Source organism: Epibacterium sp. ABZ3_068 (assembly GCF_056159265.1).
In genome coordinates this window covers 209,922-228,053 of record NZ_JBSWUV010000002.1, presented here as the reverse complement: position 1 = coordinate 228,053, position 18,132 = coordinate 209,922, and the positions used below count along the sequence as shown (strand labels likewise).

General features: G+C 59.0%; 18 protein-coding genes. 11 read left to right on the top strand and 7 right to left on the bottom strand.

All coding sequences use genetic code 11. The features are described from left to right. Window positions 1-36: 36 nt before the first annotated feature. The 9 genes from ACXAEW_RS20880 (at window position 37) to ACXAEW_RS20840 (ending at window position 10,276) form a co-directional block, all read left to right on the top strand. The gene (locus ACXAEW_RS20880; RefSeq protein ID WP_474941434.1) at window positions 37-957 is read left to right on the top strand and encodes a sugar ABC transporter substrate-binding protein; all 921 of its coding nucleotides are present in this window, start codon (window positions 37-39) and stop codon (window positions 955-957) included. Window positions 958-1,034: 77 nt separating this feature from the next. Further along, window positions 1,035-2,141 carry an ABC transporter permease gene (locus ACXAEW_RS20875; RefSeq protein WP_474941435.1) on the top strand — a complete coding sequence of 369 codons (1,107 nt, stop codon included), beginning with the start codon at window positions 1,035-1,037 and terminating at the stop codon, window positions 2,139-2,141. A 1-nt stretch (window position 2,142) separates the two neighbouring features. Next, window positions 2,143-2,964, top strand: a complete 822-nt coding sequence (locus ACXAEW_RS20870; protein ID WP_474941436.1) for an ATP-binding cassette domain-containing protein — start codon at window positions 2,143-2,145, stop codon at window positions 2,962-2,964. 201 nt (window positions 2,965-3,165) lie between these two features. Then, a complete protein-coding gene (locus ACXAEW_RS20865; RefSeq protein WP_474941437.1) occupies window positions 3,166-5,085 on the top strand; it encodes a bifunctional 5-dehydro-2-deoxygluconokinase/5-dehydro-2-deoxyphosphogluconate aldolase in 1,920 nt (639 codons plus the stop codon). A gap of 5 nt (window positions 5,086-5,090) precedes the next feature. After that, window positions 5,091-6,938 carry a 3D-(3,5/4)-trihydroxycyclohexane-1,2-dione acylhydrolase (decyclizing) gene (gene iolD / locus ACXAEW_RS20860; RefSeq protein ID WP_474941438.1) on the top strand — a complete coding sequence of 616 codons (1,848 nt, stop codon included), beginning with the start codon at window positions 5,091-5,093 and terminating at the stop codon, window positions 6,936-6,938. Between the two features lie 25 nt (window positions 6,939-6,963). Further along, on the top strand, window positions 6,964-7,875 hold the full coding sequence (gene iolE / locus ACXAEW_RS20855) for a myo-inosose-2 dehydratase (protein ID WP_474943270.1): 912 nt from the start codon (window positions 6,964-6,966) through the stop codon (window positions 7,873-7,875). 16 nt (window positions 7,876-7,891) lie between these two features. Further along, window positions 7,892-8,698, top strand: coding sequence for a 5-deoxy-glucuronate isomerase (gene iolB, locus ACXAEW_RS20850; protein ID WP_474943269.1), 807 nt, complete (start codon window positions 7,892-7,894; stop codon window positions 8,696-8,698). Then, window positions 8,695-9,453 (top strand): SDR family NAD(P)-dependent oxidoreductase, encoded by a 759-nt coding sequence (locus ACXAEW_RS20845; protein WP_474943268.1) that lies wholly within the window; start codon window positions 8,695-8,697, stop codon window positions 9,451-9,453. The genes iolB and ACXAEW_RS20845 overlap by 4 nt, the downstream gene beginning before the upstream one ends. 43 nt (window positions 9,454-9,496) lie before the next feature. Beyond that, a complete protein-coding gene (locus ACXAEW_RS20840) occupies window positions 9,497-10,276 on the top strand; it encodes a TIM barrel protein (RefSeq protein ID WP_474943267.1) in 780 nt (259 codons plus the stop codon). A 68-nt stretch (window positions 10,277-10,344) separates the two neighbouring features. On the opposite strand, the gene ACXAEW_RS20835 is transcribed toward ACXAEW_RS20840, so the two are convergent. Genes ACXAEW_RS20835 through pobA form a run of 7 tightly spaced genes read right to left on the bottom strand, consistent with a single transcriptional unit; the run spans window position 10,345 to window position 16,042 of the window. Then, entirely contained in the window at window positions 10,345-11,406 is a 1,062-nt protein-coding gene (locus ACXAEW_RS20835; RefSeq protein WP_474943266.1) for a 3-carboxy-cis,cis-muconate cycloisomerase, read from the bottom strand. Beyond that, on the bottom strand, window positions 11,406-12,260 hold the full coding sequence (locus tag ACXAEW_RS20830) for a 3-oxoadipate:acetyl-CoA acetyltransferase (RefSeq protein ID WP_474943265.1): 855 nt from the start codon (window positions 12,258-12,260) through the stop codon (window positions 11,406-11,408). Before ACXAEW_RS20830 ends, ACXAEW_RS20835 begins: the two co-directional genes overlap by 1 nt. A 51-nt stretch (window positions 12,261-12,311) precedes the next feature. Beyond that, window positions 12,312-12,932 (bottom strand): protocatechuate 3,4-dioxygenase subunit alpha, encoded by a 621-nt coding sequence (pcaG, locus tag ACXAEW_RS20825; protein WP_474943264.1) that lies wholly within the window; start codon window positions 12,930-12,932, stop codon window positions 12,312-12,314. Between the two features lie 2 nt (window positions 12,933-12,934). Continuing rightward, window positions 12,935-13,663, bottom strand: coding sequence for a protocatechuate 3,4-dioxygenase subunit beta (gene pcaH / locus ACXAEW_RS20820; protein ID WP_474943263.1), 729 nt, complete (start codon window positions 13,661-13,663; stop codon window positions 12,935-12,937). A gap of 47 nt (window positions 13,664-13,710) precedes the next feature. Beyond that, a complete protein-coding gene (gene pcaC / locus ACXAEW_RS20815; RefSeq protein WP_474943262.1) occupies window positions 13,711-14,091 on the bottom strand; it encodes a 4-carboxymuconolactone decarboxylase in 381 nt (126 codons plus the stop codon). Next, complete coding sequence (gene pcaD, locus ACXAEW_RS20810) at window positions 14,088-14,873, bottom strand: 3-oxoadipate enol-lactonase (RefSeq protein ID WP_474943261.1); 786 nt, start codon at window positions 14,871-14,873, stop codon at window positions 14,088-14,090. Before pcaD ends, pcaC begins: the two co-directional genes overlap by 4 nt. Further along, window positions 14,873-16,042, bottom strand: coding sequence for a 4-hydroxybenzoate 3-monooxygenase (pobA, locus tag ACXAEW_RS20805; protein ID WP_474943260.1), 1,170 nt, complete (start codon window positions 16,040-16,042; stop codon window positions 14,873-14,875). Before pobA ends, pcaD begins: the two co-directional genes overlap by 1 nt. 100 nt (window positions 16,043-16,142) lie before the next feature. Here pobA and pcaQ point away from each other — a divergent pair, with 100 nt between their 5' ends. Continuing rightward, window positions 16,143-17,144 (top strand): pca operon transcription factor PcaQ, encoded by a 1,002-nt coding sequence (gene pcaQ / locus ACXAEW_RS20800; RefSeq protein WP_474943259.1) that lies wholly within the window; start codon window positions 16,143-16,145, stop codon window positions 17,142-17,144. Between the two features lie 57 nt (window positions 17,145-17,201). Beyond that, complete coding sequence (locus ACXAEW_RS20795) at window positions 17,202-18,128, top strand: GNAT family N-acetyltransferase (RefSeq protein ID WP_474943258.1); 927 nt, start codon at window positions 17,202-17,204, stop codon at window positions 18,126-18,128. Window positions 18,129-18,132: the final 4 nt, after the last annotated feature.

Here is an 18,132-nt window from a genome sequence, read left to right as displayed (position 1 = left end):
TTTTTGTGCGCTGATTGATCATGGGAGGATCAAGTTATGAAGAGACTTTTGGCTGGTGTTTTTGCGGCTGGTGCGTTGAGTGTTTCAGCGCCTGTTTTTGCGCAGGACATCATTGTTGTTGCGCATGGTCAGGCGAATGATCCGTTCTGGTCTGTTGTGAAGAACGGTGTTGAGGAAGCGGGTAAGGATACGGGTGTGAATGTTGATTTCCGCTCTCCTGAGACGTTTGACATGGTTGCGATGTCGCAGCTGATTGATGCAGCGGTGAACCAGGAGCCGGATGGTCTGGTTGTTTCGATCCCGGATGCGGATGCGTTGGGCCCGTCGATTGAACGTGCGGTTGCGGCTGGTATTCCGGTGATTTCGATCAACTCTGGTTCTGATGTGTCCAAGGGTCTGGGCGCGCTGCTGCATGTGGGTCAGGACGAGTATGACGCGGGCAAGGCTGCGGGCGAGAAGCTTGCGGGCATGGGCGGCACCTCTGCGATCTGTGTGAACCAGGAAGTTGGCAATGTTGCGCTGGATCTGCGCTGCGAGGGTTTCCTTGCGGGATTTGGCGGCACGGGGTCTGTTCTTCCGACGACCAATGACCCGACCGAGGTTGAGGCCAAGGTTGCGGCGGCGCTGTCGTCTGATGAGAGCATCGACACCATCATGGCGCTGGGAGCGTCGACTGCGGGTGAGCCTGCGGTTGCGGCGGCCAAAGCGTCTGGCCGTGATGTGAATGTTGCCACGTTTGATATGTCTGCGCCGTTCCTGCAGTCGATCATGGCGGGCGACGCGGCCTTTGCAATTGACCAGCAACAGTTCCTGCAGGGGTACCTGTCGGTGAACTTCCTGGCGCTGCACGCCAAATACGGTCTGATGCCGGGTGGCAATGTGCCGTCTGGTCCGAACCTGATCACCGCCGACAAAGCCGGTCAGGTTGTTGATCTGTCGGCCAAGGGCATCCGCTAAGCCCGGGCCGGATTTAATCCGAATGCAACCAAACGGAGCGGCGCGTCAGGCGCCGTTCCTCACTCTGGGAGGAAGACATGAGTGTAACAACTCAAGATGCCGGGGATGAGAGGATCAAGTCTGAACCGCTTCTCACCAAATTGATGAAACGCCCTGAGCTGGGTGCCATCGCGGGCGTGGTCCTTGTATTTCTGTTTTTTGCGATCACGGCGGACCGGTCGATGTTCAGCCTCTCGGGGGTTATGAACTTTATGACCCCTGCCTCGCAGCTGGGGATCCTGGCGATCGGGGCAGCCCTGTTGATGATTGGCGGTGAGTTTGACCTGTCGATTGGCTCGATGGTGGCCTTTGCGGGTCTGTTCTTTGGGGTCTGTGTGGTGAACTGGTCGCTGCCTCTGGTGGTTGCGATCCCGATGACCTTTGTTTTTGCAGCGCTTGTGGGTGCGATCAACGGCAATATCGTGATGCGCTCGGGGCTTCCGTCCTTCATTGTGACGCTGGCGTTCCTGTTTATCCTGCGGGGTCTGTCGCTGGTGGGTCTGAAGCTGGCCACGGGCGGGTCGACCCAGCTGCGCGGCGTGCGCGATGCGATCGAGGGGGACTGGCTTGCGCCGGTGTTCTCGGGCGAGGCCTTTGGCGGCCTGTTTGCCTGGCTGGCAGAGGCGGGTGTGATTGCCACCTTCAAGAGCGGTGCGCCCAAGGTGCCTGGCATTCCGGTTGAGATCCTGTGGTTCATCGCAATTGCGCTGGCGGCGACCTATGTGCTGCTGCGCACGCCTGCGGGCAACTGGATCTTTGCGTCGGGCGGGGACAGCAATGCGGCGTCGAATTCCGGTGTTCCGGTGCGCAAGATCAAGGTCTCTCTGTTTATGCTGACGGCCTGCTGTGCGGCTTTGGTGGCGATCATCACAGTGATGGATGCCGGTTCGACCGATGCGCGGCGTGGCTTCCAGAAAGAGTTCGAGGCGATCATCGCGGCGGTGATTGGTGGCTGTCTTCTGACCGGTGGCTATGGTTCTGCGATCGGTGCGTTTTTTGGCTCGATCATCTTTGGCATGGTTGTGATTGGCCTGACCTATACGGATTTTGACCAGGACTGGTTCCAGGTTTTCCTGGGGGCGATGCTGCTGATTGCTGTTCTGTTCAACAATGCGATCCGCAAACGTGTGACAGGGGAGCGCTGATATGACTGAGGATAGCACATTCCACCACGGTGATGCGGCTGATGCTGCGGCTCCGATCGTGCAGATGAAGAACATCGAGAAGCATTTTGGCAATATCATCGCGCTGGCGGGGGTGAGCTTTGATGTGCGCCCCGGTGAATGCCACTGCCTTCTAGGGGACAACGGCGCGGGGAAATCGACCTTTATCAAGACGATGTCGGGGGTTCACAAACCCACCAAAGGGGAGATCCTCTTTGAAGGGAAGCCGATGAACTTCAACAGTCCGCGCGATTCCATGGAGGCCGGGATTGCCACCGTGTTCCAGGATCTGGCGATGATCCCGCTGATGAGCGTGACGCGCAACTTCTTCATGGGGCGCGAGCCCACCAAGGGGCGCGGTTTGCTGAAGCGCTTTGATGTGGAACACGCCAATGATGTCTGCGTGGAAGAGATGCGCAAGATGGGCATCAACCTGCGCGGTCCCGATCAGGCGGTTGGCACGTTGTCGGGCGGCGAGCGCCAGACGGTTGCCATTGCGCGTGCGGTTTATTTTGGCGCCAAGGTTCTGATCCTGGATGAGCCGACCTCGGCCCTTGGGGTGCGTCAGACCTCCAATGTTCTGGCCACCATCGATAAGGTGCGCAACCAGGGCGTGGGCGTTGTCTTTATCAGCCACAACGTGCGCCATGCGCTTGCGGTGGGGGATCGGTTTACGGTTCTTAATCGCGGCAAGACGCTTGGCACGGCCAAACGGGGGGAGATCACCCCGAACGAGCTGCAGGATCTGATGGCGGGCGGGCAGGAGCTTGCGCAGCTGGAAGGGTCGCTTGAGGGCACGATCTGACACGGCGGATCGGGCAGAGACAACCCGCAGCCTGACCCCTCCTCCCGAAGGGCAGGCGATGCGGGGGCGCGGGGAGGGGTGCTGCTTCTCCCCGCCGCAAAGACGGCACAAGAGGGCCAGGGCGGGCGCAGCGGGGACGGATCCCGCAGCCTGCACCGCCTGGGATACGGAAACTTTTGAAGTCCTGAAGAGGAAAAGACCATGCACAAGCATCTCGATGTGATCACCATCGGGCGGTCCTCGGTCGACCTTTACGGCGCGCAGATCGGTGGGCGGCTGGAGGATATGTCCTCCTTTAACAAATACATCGGCGGCTCGCCCACGAATATTGCGGCGGGCACGGCGCGCCTGGGGCTGAAATCGGCGCTGATCACCCGGGTGGGCGACGAACATATGGGCCGCTTCATCCGCGAGGAGCTGGCGCGTGAGGGGGTGGACACCACCGGTGTGATCACCGACCCCGAGCGTCTGACGGCGCTGGTGCTTCTGGGCATTCGCGACCAGGAACAGTTCCCGTTGATCTTTTACCGCGAGAACTGCGCCGATATGGCGCTGAGCGCGGATGACATTGATCCGGACTTTATCGCTTCGGCCAAGGCGGTGGTGGCCACGGGCACCCATCTGAGCCATCCGAATGTGGAGGCGGCGACGCTGAAGGCGCTGCACCTGGCCCGTGAAAGCGGCGCGCAGACGGCGCTGGATATTGATTACCGCCCGAACCTCTGGGGGGTTGCGGGCCATGGCGACGGTGAGAGCCGGTTTGTCGAAAGCCAGGCGGTCACCGAGAAGCTGCAGTCGACGCTGCATCTGTTTGACCTGATTGTGGGCACCGAGGAAGAGTTCCATATTGCCGGGGGCACCACCGATACAATTGCGGCCCTGCGCGCGGTGCGCCAGGTGTCGGCTGCGACGCTGGTGTGCAAACGCGGTCCGATGGGGGCTGTGGCCTTTGGCGGTGACATTCCCGACAGTCTGGATGACGGCGAAAGCGGTCCGGGCTTTCCGATCGACGTGTTCAATGTGCTGGGGGCCGGGGACGGGTTTATGTCCGGTCTGCTGAAGGGCTGGATCGAGGGGGAAGACTGGCCCACCGCGCTGACCTATGCCAATGCCTGTGGCGCTTTTGCGGTCAGCCGCCATGGCTGTACCCCGGCCTATCCCAGCTGGGAGGAGTTGCAGTTCTTCCTGAAGCGCGGGGTCAAGGAGAAGGCGCTGCGCAAGGATCTCGAGCTGGAGCAGCTGCATTGGTCCACCAACCGCAAGGGCGACTGGTCCACCATGCGGGTCTTTGCCTATGACCACCGCATGCAGCTGGAAGAGCTGGAGGGCGCGACGGACGCCAAGATCGGCAGCTTCAAGGAGCTGTGTCTGGAGGCCACCGCAGCGGTGGCCAAAGGGCAGCCCGGCTATGGTCTGTTGTGTGACAGCCGCCTGGGGCGCGATGCGCTTTACAAGGCGGCAGGCCAGGGGTTGTGGATCGGCCACCCGGTGGAGTGGCCCGGCTCACGGCCGCTGCGGCTGGAGCCTGAGATCGGCGCCGATTTTGGCGGGCTGAATGAATGGCCGCTGGAACATGTGGTGAAGGTTCTGTGTTTTTATCACCCCGATGATACGGATGAGATGAAGGCCGACCACGAAGACACGATCAAACGCCTGTTTGAAGCCTGTCGCCGCAACCGACTGGAGATGCTGCTGGAGGTGATCCCCTCCAAGGCGGGTCCGGTGAATGACACCACAACAGCCGAGGTGATCCAGCGGTTTTACGATATTGGCGTCTACCCTGACTGGTGGAAGCTGGAGCCGATGACCACATCTGCGGCCTGGGAGGCCACGGTGGCGGCGATCACCCGCAATGATGCCAATACCCGGGGTATTGTGATCCTGGGGCTTGCGGCGTCCGAGGCGGAACTGGCGGCCAGTTTTGAAGTGGCGGCGGCCTATCCGCTGGTCAAGGGCTTTGCGGTGGGGCGTACCATTTTTGGCGATGCGGCCAAGGCCTATATGACCGGGGAGATCTCGGACGCGGATGCGGTGGCCGATATGGCGGGCAGATATCAGCGCCTTTGTGAGATCTGGGACACAGCGCGGGGCAAGGCCCATTGGCCGAGTAACGAAGGATAAGAGCGATGAGCAAGACGATCCGACTGACAGCGGCGCAGGCGATGGTGCGCTATCTTCAGGCGCAGCTGACCGAGACCGGAGAGCCCTTTATTGCGGGCTGTTGGGCGATCTTTGGCCATGGGAATGTGGCCGGGATTGGTGAGGCGCTTTATGACGCGCGCGAAACCTTCCAGACCTGGCGTGGCCATAACGAGCAGACCATGGCCCATGCGGCGATTGCCTATGCCAAACAATCGGGGCGTCAGCGCGCCATGGCGGTGACCTCCTCGATCGGCCCCGGCGCCACCAATCTGGTGACCGCCGCCGCGCTGGCCCATGTGAACCGGCTGCCGCTGCTGCTGATCCCCGGCGACGTATTTGCCAACCGCGGCCCCGATCCCGTGTTGCAGCAGATCGAGGATTTTGGCGATGGCACCATCAGCGCCAATGACTGCTTCAAACCGGTCAGCCGCTATTTTGACCGGATCACCCGGCCCGAGCAGCTGCTGACCGCGCTGCCGCGCGCCTTTGCCACGATGACCGATCCGGCCGATTGCGGCCCGGTGACCCTGGCGTTCTGTCAGGATGTGCAGGCCGAAGCCTATGATTACCCGGAGGCGTTCTTTGAGCCCAAGACCTGGTATCAGCGTCGCATTCGCCCTGATGCGGGTGAGCTGGCCCGTGTGGCCGCGGCGCTGAAGGCGGCCAAAGCCCCGGTGATTGTGGCCGGGGGCGGCGTGCATTACGCGGGCGCAACCGAGGATCTGAAAGCCTTTGCCGAGGCGCATCAGATCCCGGTGGTGGAAAGCCAGGCCGGGAAATCTGCGCTGGCCTGGGATCATCCGCTGAACCTCGGCCCGGTGGGGGTGACGGGGGCGTCCTCGGCCAATACGGTCTGCGCGGCTGCGGATCTGGTTCTGGGTGTGGGCACGCGGTTCCAGGATTTTACCACCGGCTCCTGGGCGCTGTTCCAGAACCCGGAGCGCCAGCTCGTCAGCCTCAATGTGGCGGCCTATGATGCGGTGAAACACGGCGCTCTGCCCATGCAGGCAGATGCCAAAGTGGGCCTTGCAGAGCTGAGCGCGGCCCTGAGTGCGGACCTGGGAACACATGTGTTCAAGGCGCCGTCGCCAGAGCTGAAAACCAGCTGGTTTTCAGCTGTGGATCCGCTGTGTGACGCGCCTGCAGGGGAGGCGGCCAATGCGCTGCCCACCGACCAGCAGGTCATCGGCGCGGTGCAGCGCGCCTCAAACGAGGACACCGTGGTGATGTGTGCCGCAGGCACCATGCCCGGCGAATTGCACAAACTCTGGAAAGCGCCGCGCCCCGGGGCCTATCATATGGAATACGGCTATTCTTGCATGGGCTATGAGGTGGCAGGCGCCATGGGCATCAAAATGGCCCAGCCCGAGCGTGACGTGATCTGCATGGTCGGCGATGGCTCCTACATGATGGCCAACTCGGAACTGGCCACCGCCTGTATGATGGGGATCAAGATCACCCTGGTGATCACCGACAACCGCGGCTACGGCTGTATCAACCGGCTGCAGATGGGCACCGGCGGGGCAGAGTTCAACAACCTCTTGGAACACAGCTACCATGTGAACCCCTCCGACATCGACTTTGTCGCCCATACCGCCGCCATGGGCGCCACTTCCGAAAAGGTCAAAACCATCGCCGAGCTGGAACAGGCCCTCACCCGCGCCAAAAAGGCCAAGGGACCCTATGTCGTCGTCATCGACACAGACCCATACCCCAGCACACCAGACGGCGGACACTGGTGGGACGTCGCCGTCCCAGAAGTCTCAAACAGAGACAAGGTCAAACAAGCAAGAAAAACATACGAAACAAACATACGCGCAAGATTAAACTAAGCGCATCGTTAGGAAAGAGATCAACATGAGCGTGAAAATTGGTATTTCCCCTATCGCGTGGCAGAACGACGACCTGCCGGATCTGACAGCAGAATTCACCATGGAACAGGCGCTGAAAGAAGCGCGTGAGATCGGCTACACCGGTGTTGAACGGGGGCGGCGCATGCCTCAGGACACGGATGGTCTGCGCGCCTATCTGGCGGCAAATGATATCGCACTGTGTGGTGGCTGGTGTTCCGGCAATCTGATGCAGGCTAGCGTTGCCGACGAGATTGAAGCTGTCAAACAACAGGTTGAGCAGTTTGTCGCGCTGAAGTCCCCCTGTCTGGTCTATGCGGAATGTTCCAACACCGTGCAGGGTGACATTGCGACCCCGGTGAACAACCGTCCCAAGCTGAGCCGGGATGAGGTTACAGGCTATGCGGCGAAGCTGTCCGAAGTGGCCAAGTGGATGGCGGATCAGGGTATGGTTATGGCCTATCACCACCACATGGGATCCATGATCGAAGATCAGGAGGATATCGACTGGTTGATGGAGGGCAGTTCGGAAGAGGTGACCCTGTTGTTTGACACCGGCCACCTGCATTTTGGCGGTGCGGATGTGATGGCGACATTGGACAAATGGGGCCATCGGGTGCGTCATGTGCACTTTAAAGATGTCCGTGAGGATGTGACCAAGATGATCCGGGCAGAAAACAAGAGCTTCCTGGACGGCGTAATCGGTGGGGCCTTTACGGTTCCGGGTGATCCACAGGGCACCATTGACTTTCAGGCGGTGACCGACAAGCTGAAGAAGATGGATTACAAAGGATGGATCGTGGTCGAGGCAGAGCAGGATCCTGTGAAAGCGAACCCCTTTGAGTATTCGAAACTCGGCTATGACTATATTGCCGAGATTTGCGGCAAGTCTGGCCTGACCATCGTGAACGGCAACTGAAACGCGGAGAGACCTAATGGCAGATCTTCTGAAGAAACCTTTTGGTAAACGCGGTAAAGTGCATCAGATCACCCCGGAAAGCGCGGGGTGGCGATATGTGGGGTTCTCGCTTTATCAGCTGAAGGCCGGGGACACGGCGGCTGAGGCCACCGGTGACAATGAGGTGATCCTGGTCATGGTCGAAGGCAAGGCCAAGATTGAGGGCGCGGGTCAGGATTGGGGGGTACTGGGCGAACGGATGAATGTCTTTGAGAAGACACCACCGCATTGTCTGTACCTGCCAAACGGATCCGATTGGAGCGCCGTCGCTGAGACCGATTGCACCATCGCCGTTTGCGCGGCTCCGGGAAAAGGCGGGCATGAGGCCCGTCGCATTGGCCCCGATGGCATCCAGTTGACGGAACGTGGCAAGGGTACAAATACGCGGTATATCAACAATATCGCGATGGAGAATGAAGACTATTGCGACAGTCTGCTGGTGACCGAAGTGTTCACTCCGGCGGGACATTGGTCGTCGTTTCCCAGCCATCGCCACGACGAAGATGACTTTCCGCGCATCACCTATCTGGAAGAGACCTATTACCATCGTTTGAACCCGGCCGATGGCTTTGGCATTCAGCGCGTTTACACCGATGACGGGCAGCTGGATGAGACCATGGCCGTTTCAGACGGGGATGTGGTCTGTGTTCCGCGGGGTCACCACCCTTGTGGCGCGCCCTATGGGTTTGAGATGTACTACCTCAACGTGATGGCGGGTCCCCTGCGCAAGTGGCGTTTTGTGCCCGCTCCCGAGGTCGAGTGGATTATGGAACGCGACGCATGAGTCGGGCCTTTGCATCCTATCCCAGCCTGAAGGGCAAGGTGGTTTTTGTCACCGGTGGAGCTTCGGGGATTGGGGCGACAATGGTCGAGGCCTTTGCCGAACAGGGCGCGAACGTCGGTTTTGTCGACCGGGATGTGGCCGCGGCTGAGACCTTGGTGGATCGGTTGGATGCAGAGGTCTCTTTTGCCGAATGTGATCTGTGCGACATCGCATCGTTGCAGACTGCCTTTGGTCAATTGAAAGATAAATTGGGGGCGGCGGAGGTTCTGGTGAACAATGCCGCCCGCGATGACAGGCACAATTGGCAAGACGTCACTCCCGCGTATTGGGACGAGCGTCAGGCGACCAATCTGCGGCATATGTTCTTTGCCATACAGGCCGTTGCGCCGGGGATGATTGCGGCGGGGCAGGGCGCAATCATCAATATGGGATCAAATTCCTGGTGGGAAGCGGGGGGCGGCTTTCCGGCCTATACCACCGCAAAATCTGCGGTCCATGGATTGACCCGGACAATGGCGCGGGATCTGGGCGCGCACCGGATCCGGGTGAATACGGTGGTGCCGGGCTGGATCATGACCGACCGGCAAAAAGAGCTGTGGGTGACACCGGAAGCCCTGGCCAAACATCTGGAGCGACAATGTCTGCCGGACCCGATCGACCCTGTCTATGTGGTGCGGATGGTCTTGTTTCTGGCCTCGGATGACGCCGCTATGTGCAGTGCAAATAACTACATGGTCGAAGCTGGTTCGATCTAACTGAACACTTTTTATCGAAATGTCTGATTGAAGGACAAAAGACATGACACAACCGTTTCAACTGGCGGCCTGTGCAGAAATGCTTTGGCCGGAACACGCGATCGACTGGCGCGCTGCGCGGCTGACCGAGATGGGCTTTGGCGTCGGCCTGTGGAATTGGCCGGAGCATGACCTCAACAAGCTGGAAGCTGTTGGGGCGAATTATACCATCATGAACGGCTATCTTGAGGGTCGCCTGGCGGATGATGAGGGGGCTGATATGCTCTTGAAATCCGCGTATGAGACAGCGCAGGTGGGCAAGCGCCTGGGTGTGGATCGTCTGAACCTGCACGGCACGGGCTTGGGCGACATGGGTATTCCGATCCCGCAGATGGCGCATGTGGCACCGGGGATGTGGACCAAGGCGCGGGACACGCTGCACCGGATCTGCGACATGGCCGAAAAAGAGGGCGTGGTCTTTACGCTTGAGAACCTGAACCTGCGCGACCATCCGGGTTGCCCGTTCAATTCAACCGCCGCAGTGCTGGAACTGGTGTCCACCGTGAACCGCCCGCAGTTGCGTATTAACCTTGACCTTTACCACACGCAGATCGGCGAAGGTGATCTGATCCGCTGGTGCGAAGCCTGCCTGCCGTGGATTGGTGAAGTGCAGGTGGCTGACAATCCGGGCCGCTGCGAGCCCGGCACGGGTGAGATCAACTATGCCGGCGTGGCCAAAGCGCTCAACGACATGGGCTATCGCGGCCCGGTCGGTATGGAAGCCTTTGCCGCAGGCGACAGCGAGGTGGCATTGGAAGCGTTCCGCGCGGCCTTTACGCTCTGATCTGTCACGCAGGAGATGCGTCGCAGTTTGGCACCCGAAGCAAGGGAAACCTTGCTTCGGGTGTTTCACTATTCGGGCGTGCCCATCTGGTTGATCTGGCCAATCAGCTCTTCTGCGGCGGTCAACGCACGCCCCGAGGCCTGAAGCATCTGTGGCAGGATCATCCACTCCAGCGACCAGGCAGCACCTGAACGTTCTTGTTCATGCACAAGGGCATGGTGCATGCCAGCGACTTGCGTAGCGTTAAACCGGGCAAGGGTCACCAAAAGCTCTGCCAGAACCGGGTTTTGCTTGTGCGGCATGGCTGATGATCCGCCGCCGCCAGAGAGTTTTACCTCGTCCAGTCCTTGCTGGGCCATCAGGGCAATGTCCTGGCCCATTTTGCCCAAAGTGCCCGTGACCAGAGAAAGCCAATTGGCCAATTCCGCAATCCCGTCGCGGCGGCTGTGCCAAGAATTTGCCGGGTTGATGAGATCCAGATCTTCACACATCGCTTTGGCGATTGCTTTTGCATCTTCGCCAAGTGCCGCACGATCCCCGGCAGCGCCGCCCAGTTGTAATTTGAGCAGGCGCGGTTTCACCTGATTCAACCGCTGCATGTGGTTCGCCAGGGGATTTGCCCAGGTGTCGATACGTTGTCCGACTTTGATGGGCAGTGCGGCTTGCATCCGTGTGCGGCCCATCAATGGGGTCTGCCCATGGTCCCGTTGCAGGTCGCGGAGCCAACGCAAGATGGCATCGAGCCGGTCCGTGAACAAGGCGCAGACGTCAGACAGTGTCAGCACCAGCGCGGTGTCTATGACATCCTGCGAGGTCAGGCCCTTGTGGACACATTTGTGCTGTTCTTCGCTCAGACCCGCTTTTAAGGCACGCACCAATGCGGGCACAACGACTCCGTCGGATGCGGTTCCGGTGCGCAGCAGTGAAAGATCCGGGCGTTGGGCCAGAATATGTCGTGCAACCTCATCAGCGGTTGCCGCGGGAACACGGCCGACGCGCCCAAGGGCGCGGGTAAATGAGGCCTCAACCCGCAACATCGCCGCAAGCTGCGCCTCGGGACCAATCACGGCGGCAGTGTCCGGGTCACCAAACAAGCCGCCCAGCCAAGGATGTGCAAAGGGGTCAACCATCAGCGCGCCGCAAGCCCAAGGATTTGACGTGCCTCTTGCCAGGTTGCAACGGGACGCTCGTATTTGGCGCAAAGCTCGGCTGCGCGCCCCACCAGTGCGGCATTGGATGGGGCTAGTGTTTCGCGGTCGAGCCGCACGTTGTCCTCTAGCCCGGTGCGGGTATGACCGCCCGCCGCAATGGCCCATTCATTCACAACAATCTGGTTGGATCCAATCCCTGCAGCACACCATTCCGCGCCGGGTGCGCGGGTTTTCATCGTCTCGACGTAATAGTCGAACACAGCCTTGTCCGCAGGCATTGCGTTTTTCACGCCCATGACAAACTGAACGTAGAGCTTGCCAAACAGTTTGTCGTCGCCGTGCAAGCGGATGGCCTGCAGAATATGGCTGAGGTCAAAGGCCTCGACCTCTGGCATAACGTGGTGGGTCCGCATCTCACTGGCGAGCCATTCAACCAAATCAGGCGGGTTCTCATAGACGCGGGTGGGGAAGTTGTTCGACCCCACAGACAAAGAGGCCATATCCGGAGACAACGGAAGCATACCGCCACGGGTTTTCCCCGCGCCCGAACGACCCCCGGTGGAGAACTGGATGATCATACCGGGGCAGTGTCTTTCCAGCCCTTCCTTGAGGCGCGCGAATTTCTCAGGATCGCTTGAGGGCGTTTCGTCGTCATTGCGCACATGGGCGTGGACAATACTGGCTCCGGCTTCAAAGGCTTCCTGGGTGCTTTCGACCTGTTCTGTAACCGTGATGGGCACGGCGGGATTGTTGGCCTTGGTCGGCAAGGAGCCGGTGATAGCCACACAGATGATACAGGGTTTGCCTGCGACTGGGTTTGGATCAGTGGTCATCCACGCCTCCTCAAAGTGACTGCCGCTCCCGGTTTGGGGGCGGCACATGTTTTAGATGTCAAAGAAAACGGTCTCGTCTTCGCCCTGCAGCTTGATGTCAAAGCGATAGACAACCTGCCCGTCCCGAACGCTACGAGACGCCAGCAACGTTGCCCGGCGGCGCTCCCATTCGATCAGGTTGATGACCGGGTCAGCGGCGTTTGCCTCACTCTCGTCTTCGAAATACATGCGGGTGTTGAGACCAACGTTGATGCCACGCGCCACGATCCACAGGTTCAGATGCGGAGCCATCAAACGCCCGTCTCGCCCCATCACGGGGCCGGGTTTGATTGTGTCAAACCCCCATTCGCCGGTTTCGAAATCGGTGATCACCCGACCCCAGCCACGAAAGCCATCCTCGACCGGGCGACCATCTTCGACATGCGCATAGACGCCGTCGTTATTGGCCTGCCAGATCTCCAGCATCACGTCTTTGACAGGAGATTCGGTGCCGTCGATCACGGTGCCTTCGACACGGATACGCTCGCCTTTGGCGTTGGGACCGGCGATATCCCAGCCGAGTTCCTGTTTGTAGATCTCAAACCCTGCGGCACCGGGCGCGAGGCCGATGTGAACATAGGGGCCTGCGGTCTGTGAGGGGGTTTCTTTCAGATATCCCAATTCCTGTGGCATGATCAGTTCCCCTCCAGACGGTTTTCAAAAAGGGTCGAGCGGCGACCGCGCAAGACGATGTCAAACTTGTAGGCTATACTATCGAGCGGGATGGTTGCGTTCATATCAAGCGCGGCAACCAGCCGTTCGATGGCATCCGGATCAGGAATCGTTTTCACAATCGGACATTTCGGGATCAGTGGATCCCCTTCAAAATAGCATTGGGTGATCAGGCGCTGCGCAAAGGCTGTACCAAAGATCGAGACATGGATATGGGCTGGCCGCCAGCTGTTGACAAAGTTGCGCCAGGGGTAGGCCCCCGGTTTTACTGTGCGGAAAAAGTAATATCCGTTCTCATCGGTCAAGGTACGGCCACACCCCCCGAAATTCGGGTCGATCGGAGCCAGATAGGTATCTTTCTTATGGCGATACCGCCCGCCGGCATTGGCTTGCCAGATCTCAACCAGAGTATTGGGAAGCGGGCGCGCATTTTCGTCCAGAACCCGACCGTGCAGGATGATCCGTTCGCCAATCGGGTTTTCGCCCGGTTTGGCGTAGTTCAGGATCAGGTCATTGTCGATCGGATCTATGTCATTGTGGCCAAAGGTCGGCCCGGTGATTTCGCTGGCAGAGTTTTGCAGCGAAATCAGCGAATACTGCGGCGAGCGAGCGACGCTTGTTTTGTAATCAAGAGCAAGCGCTGGCGGATGCTGGCTCCGGTCTCTTTGGTAGAATTCGCCTGGTTTGGTCATCTGGCGGCTCTCCTCTTGGGTCTGGGAATTTTGCGCGTTTCCCAGGGTTAATCCTGTTGTTCCATCTCGGCGTAAGTCTCTTTGGCGAGCTTCAAGGCGTGATTTGCACGGGGCACACCGGCATAGATCGCCACATGTTGAAAGGCTTCAAGCACATCCTGTTTGCTGGCCCCGGTGCGGGCGGTTGCGCGAATATGCATCGGGATTTCGTCAAAATTCCCCAAAGCCGCCAACAGAGCGAGCGTGAGCATGGAGCGTTCCCGGTCGCTGATCCCATCTGACGCCCAAACCGTCCCCCAGGCCCCTTCGGTGATGAGGGTCTGAAAGGCTTCGTCAAAGGGTGTCTTGTTGGCTTCGGCCCGATCCACATGGGCATCGCCAAGGACCTGGCGCCGGACGGTCATCCCGGTATCAAATCGGTCGCTCATGTCTGGATCTCCTGAATAAATGCGGTCAGATGGGCTGCGTATTCCGCTGGTGCCTCAACGCAGGGCAGATGGCCCGCGTTTTCAATTTCAACGTAGGTCGACCCTGCAATCATCTGTGTGGTCTTGCGAACCAGCTCTGGCGGGCTGGCCCCATCAACACTGCCCCCAATGCCCAGAGTGGGGAGCGCCAGAGTGGCTGTCTGCGGGCCTAGATCTGTCCCGGCAATGGCGTGGCAGCACCCGATGTAACCTTCCTTCGGCGTGCGGGTCAGCATGTTGTGCCAGCCTTCAACCTCGGGGCGGTGCCGGAAGCTGGGGCCAAACCAGCGATCCAGAATGGGCTCTGCCAGGCTTTTGATCCCACCGGATTGGATGGCGGCGATGCGGTCGGCCCACATTGCAGCCTCTCCCATCTTGTGGCCCGTGTTGGACAGAACAAGCGCTTGCACCAGATCAGGGCGTTTATACGCCAGCCCCTGGCCAATCATGCCGCCGATCGACAGGCCAACAAAGAGACAATGGCTTACCGCCAGCTGGTCCAACAGCTCTTCGGTATCTGTAATCAGATCAGACAGAGCAAAAGGCGCGGCAGGGCAGGACGAAAGCCCGTGGCCGCGTTTGTCAAACCGGATCAGGCGCAACCCTGCGGGCAGCAGCGGCAAGACCTGATCCCACAGACGCAGGTCGGTACCCAGGGAGTTGGCAAATACAACTGGAAGACCCTCCGGATCGCCGTCTTCGCACCAATGCATTCGTACCTTTGAGAGTTCTGCGATACGCATCAATACGGAAGTCCCACATAGTTCTGCGCAAAGGCCTTTTGCGCCGCTTCATTATCCCGCAGGAATGCCACATCGGCGGCCTGCATTTTCAGATCAAAGGCGTTCTGGTCCGGGAAATTGTGCAGAAGGTTCGTGGTTGACCAACTAAAGCGTTCGGCCTTCCAAATCCGGGCCAGCGCTTTTTCTGAGTAGCGGTCAATGCCTTCGCTGTCGTCCTCTTCGTAGAACTGTACCAACCCATTATAAAGATAGTGGATGTCGCTTGCGGCCGTATTCAGCCCCTTGGCTCCTGTGGGGGGCACGATATGTGCCGCGTCGCCGCACAGGAACAGACGCCCCCAGCGCATCGGCTCAGTCACAAAAGACCGCAGCGGAGCAATGGATTTCTCAATCGTCGGGCCCGTCACAATCTGTTCTGCGTATTCGGAGGGGATCCGGCGTTTCAGTTCTTCCCAGAATGCCGCGTCGGTCCAATCCTCCGGGGAATCCGACAGCGAACATTGGATATAATACCGGCTGAGGTTCTCGTTGCGCATCGAGCAAAGTGCAAACCCTCGGTCCGACCCGGCATAGATCAGCTCGTGGTTCACGGGCGGCGTTTCGGACAGGATACCCAGCCAGCCAAAAGGGTAGACCTTTTCGTATTCTTTGCGGACCGACAAAGGGATTGTCTGGCGGCTGACGCCGTGAAAACCGTCGCAGCCCGCGATAAAGTCACAATCTAGGCGCTGGCTTTGCCCGTCGACCGAATAGGTAACAAAGGGTCTGTCACCATCGGCCTCGTTGATCACCACGTTCTCAACGTTAAAGACGATTTTACCGTCCGCTGCTTCACGCGCGTCATAGAGATCGCGGGTCACTTCTGTCTGGCCGTAAACCACAACATGGCTGCCGGTTAGCTCTTTGAAATTAATGCCAAACCGTGTTTCCCCATAGGAAATGACCGTGCCGTCATGGACATAGCATTCCGCGTCCATACGTTTGCCAACCCCGGCCTCTCGCATGAGGTTCACAAAACCCGTTTCAAGGATGCCTGCCCGGATGCGGCCCAAGACATAGTCCTTTGTCTTGCGTTCCAGCACCACGGTGTCGATGCCTTTGCGGTGCAAAAGCTGGCTCAACAACAGCCCGGATGGGCCGCCACCAATGATGGCAACTTGGGTCCGCATGGTGTTTCCTCCTCCGAATCTTCACCGATGATATTGATTGTTCGATTTGGCAAAGTAAAATGAAGATAAATCCGACTTACTTATCCAAAATGGAAACTAAATGGACCGACGTATCAAATTTCGCCACATCCAGTGTTTTGTCGAAATTTGCCGTGAGAAGAGCCTGAAAATAGCGGCTGAGAAGTTGTATCTGACCCAGCCTGCGATCTCGAAAACCCTGAAGGAGCTGGAAGACATTCTGGGTTCGACACTTTTGGTACGCAACAGATCCGGCGTTGTCACAACACGGCAGGGTGAGGTGTTCCTGCATTTTGCAGAGATGTCACTGGCGGCTCTCCAACAGGGGCTTACGGAAGTTGAAGAAGTCGGAAGCCAGGGGAAGGCGCGGCTTTCAGTTGGGGTTTTGCCCTCGGTTGCGGCGCGGCTGCTGCCAGACGTCGCCGTTGAATTTGCCGCTCTCAGCCCGAACACGACGCTCAGGGTGATTGATGGGCCGGTTGCCTATCTTATGGAACGTTTGCGGCTGGGAGAGCTGGATCTGGTGATCGGTCGTCAGGGGACGCCCGAGATGATGCAGGGCGTGACCTTTACCCAGCTTTACGAGGAACGGGTAGAGTTCGTTGTGCGCGCTGGTCATCCTTTGCTGGAGGCACCGGATCTGCAAAAGATCGTGGATTGGCAGGTGATCTACCCCCCGGAAGGCGCTGCAATTCGGCCGATTGTGGATCACTTTATGGTGGCCAATGGGATTGGAAAAATCGAAAATCGGCTGGAGACCGTGTCGGGCGCATTTGGTCGGAATTATACCCGCCGCTCGGATGCGGTCTGGATCATCTCAGCCGGTGTTGTTGCCAATGAAGTGGCAGACGGGCATTTGGTGGTATTGCCAATTGATACGGATCTCACCCGGGGGCCTGTGGGCATGATGCAGCGTCCTGACGATATCCAATTGCCGCAAACAGGTGTCTTTAACCGCGCGGTCAATACCGTCCTGCGGCAAATGGGTCTTGTACAGGCGGTTGCCAAAAACGAGATGAATATGTTGCCAATTGGCGGGAAACGGCACAAAACGCCGTCCGTGCCACAGGATAATGGCACATAAATGGACGCATGGGCGCCGGACAATGGCCCGTGCAGGCAAAGGCGTTGCGAGACATATATGAGCCAGAATTCAAAAGGGTCCCACACAAAACCCAATGACGGGTCCCAGGCGGACGTGGATGAATTGGTGCTTGAGAATTACCGGGCCAATGCCCGGATACTGACGCCTTCAGACCGTAAGCTGCTGCATGAACTGACAATCAGTGTGTTCTGGCCGCATCGTGATCACGATCTTGATCTGTTCATGTCCCTGGGGGATGGCTACCTCGCACTGGATGAGATCGACCGGCCAATGGGCTCGGCCATGAGCTTTCCAATGGGCGATGACTTTGCAATGATCGGCATGATGGTGACCCACCCACGTCTTCAGACCCAGGGAACCGGGCGGTGGTTGTTGCAGCGGATTATGGCGGATTGCGAAGGACGCGATCTGCGGTTGAGCGCGACACGTGCCGGCTATTGGCTATATGAAAGCGTCGGTTTCCGGCCCGTGCAGCGGATCTGGCAACACCAAGGCCTGGCCCGCCCCATCCATTTGCCGGAGCCGGTGCCTGCTGTCGAAGTGCGCCCGCTGGAAGAGGGGGATATTGCGGCTGTTCTGGCTTTGGATACGCCTGCATTTGGGGCAGACCGCAGCCATGTCTTGAACGCTTTGTTGGCCCGTTCAACAGGGCAGGTCGCGCTGCGAAACGGCGAGATCATTGCCTATGCTTTGGTGCGCCATTTCGGGCGGGGCAAGGTTATTGGTCCGGTTGTGGCAGAAGATGCCCAGCTTGCGATGCAAATGATTGCGCCTGTGGTACAGGCCAATGCAGGTGGTTTCCTGCGCCTTGATCTGCCTTTGGAAAGCCCTGAGTTTGCGGCGTTTCTTTCGGCGTGTGGTCTTGGCGTTTTTGATACGGTTACGGAAATGCACATCGGCCCCCAGCGTCGCGCGCTGGAGGGACCACAGTTGTTTGGCCTTGCGGCGCATTCCTTAGGGTGAGGGT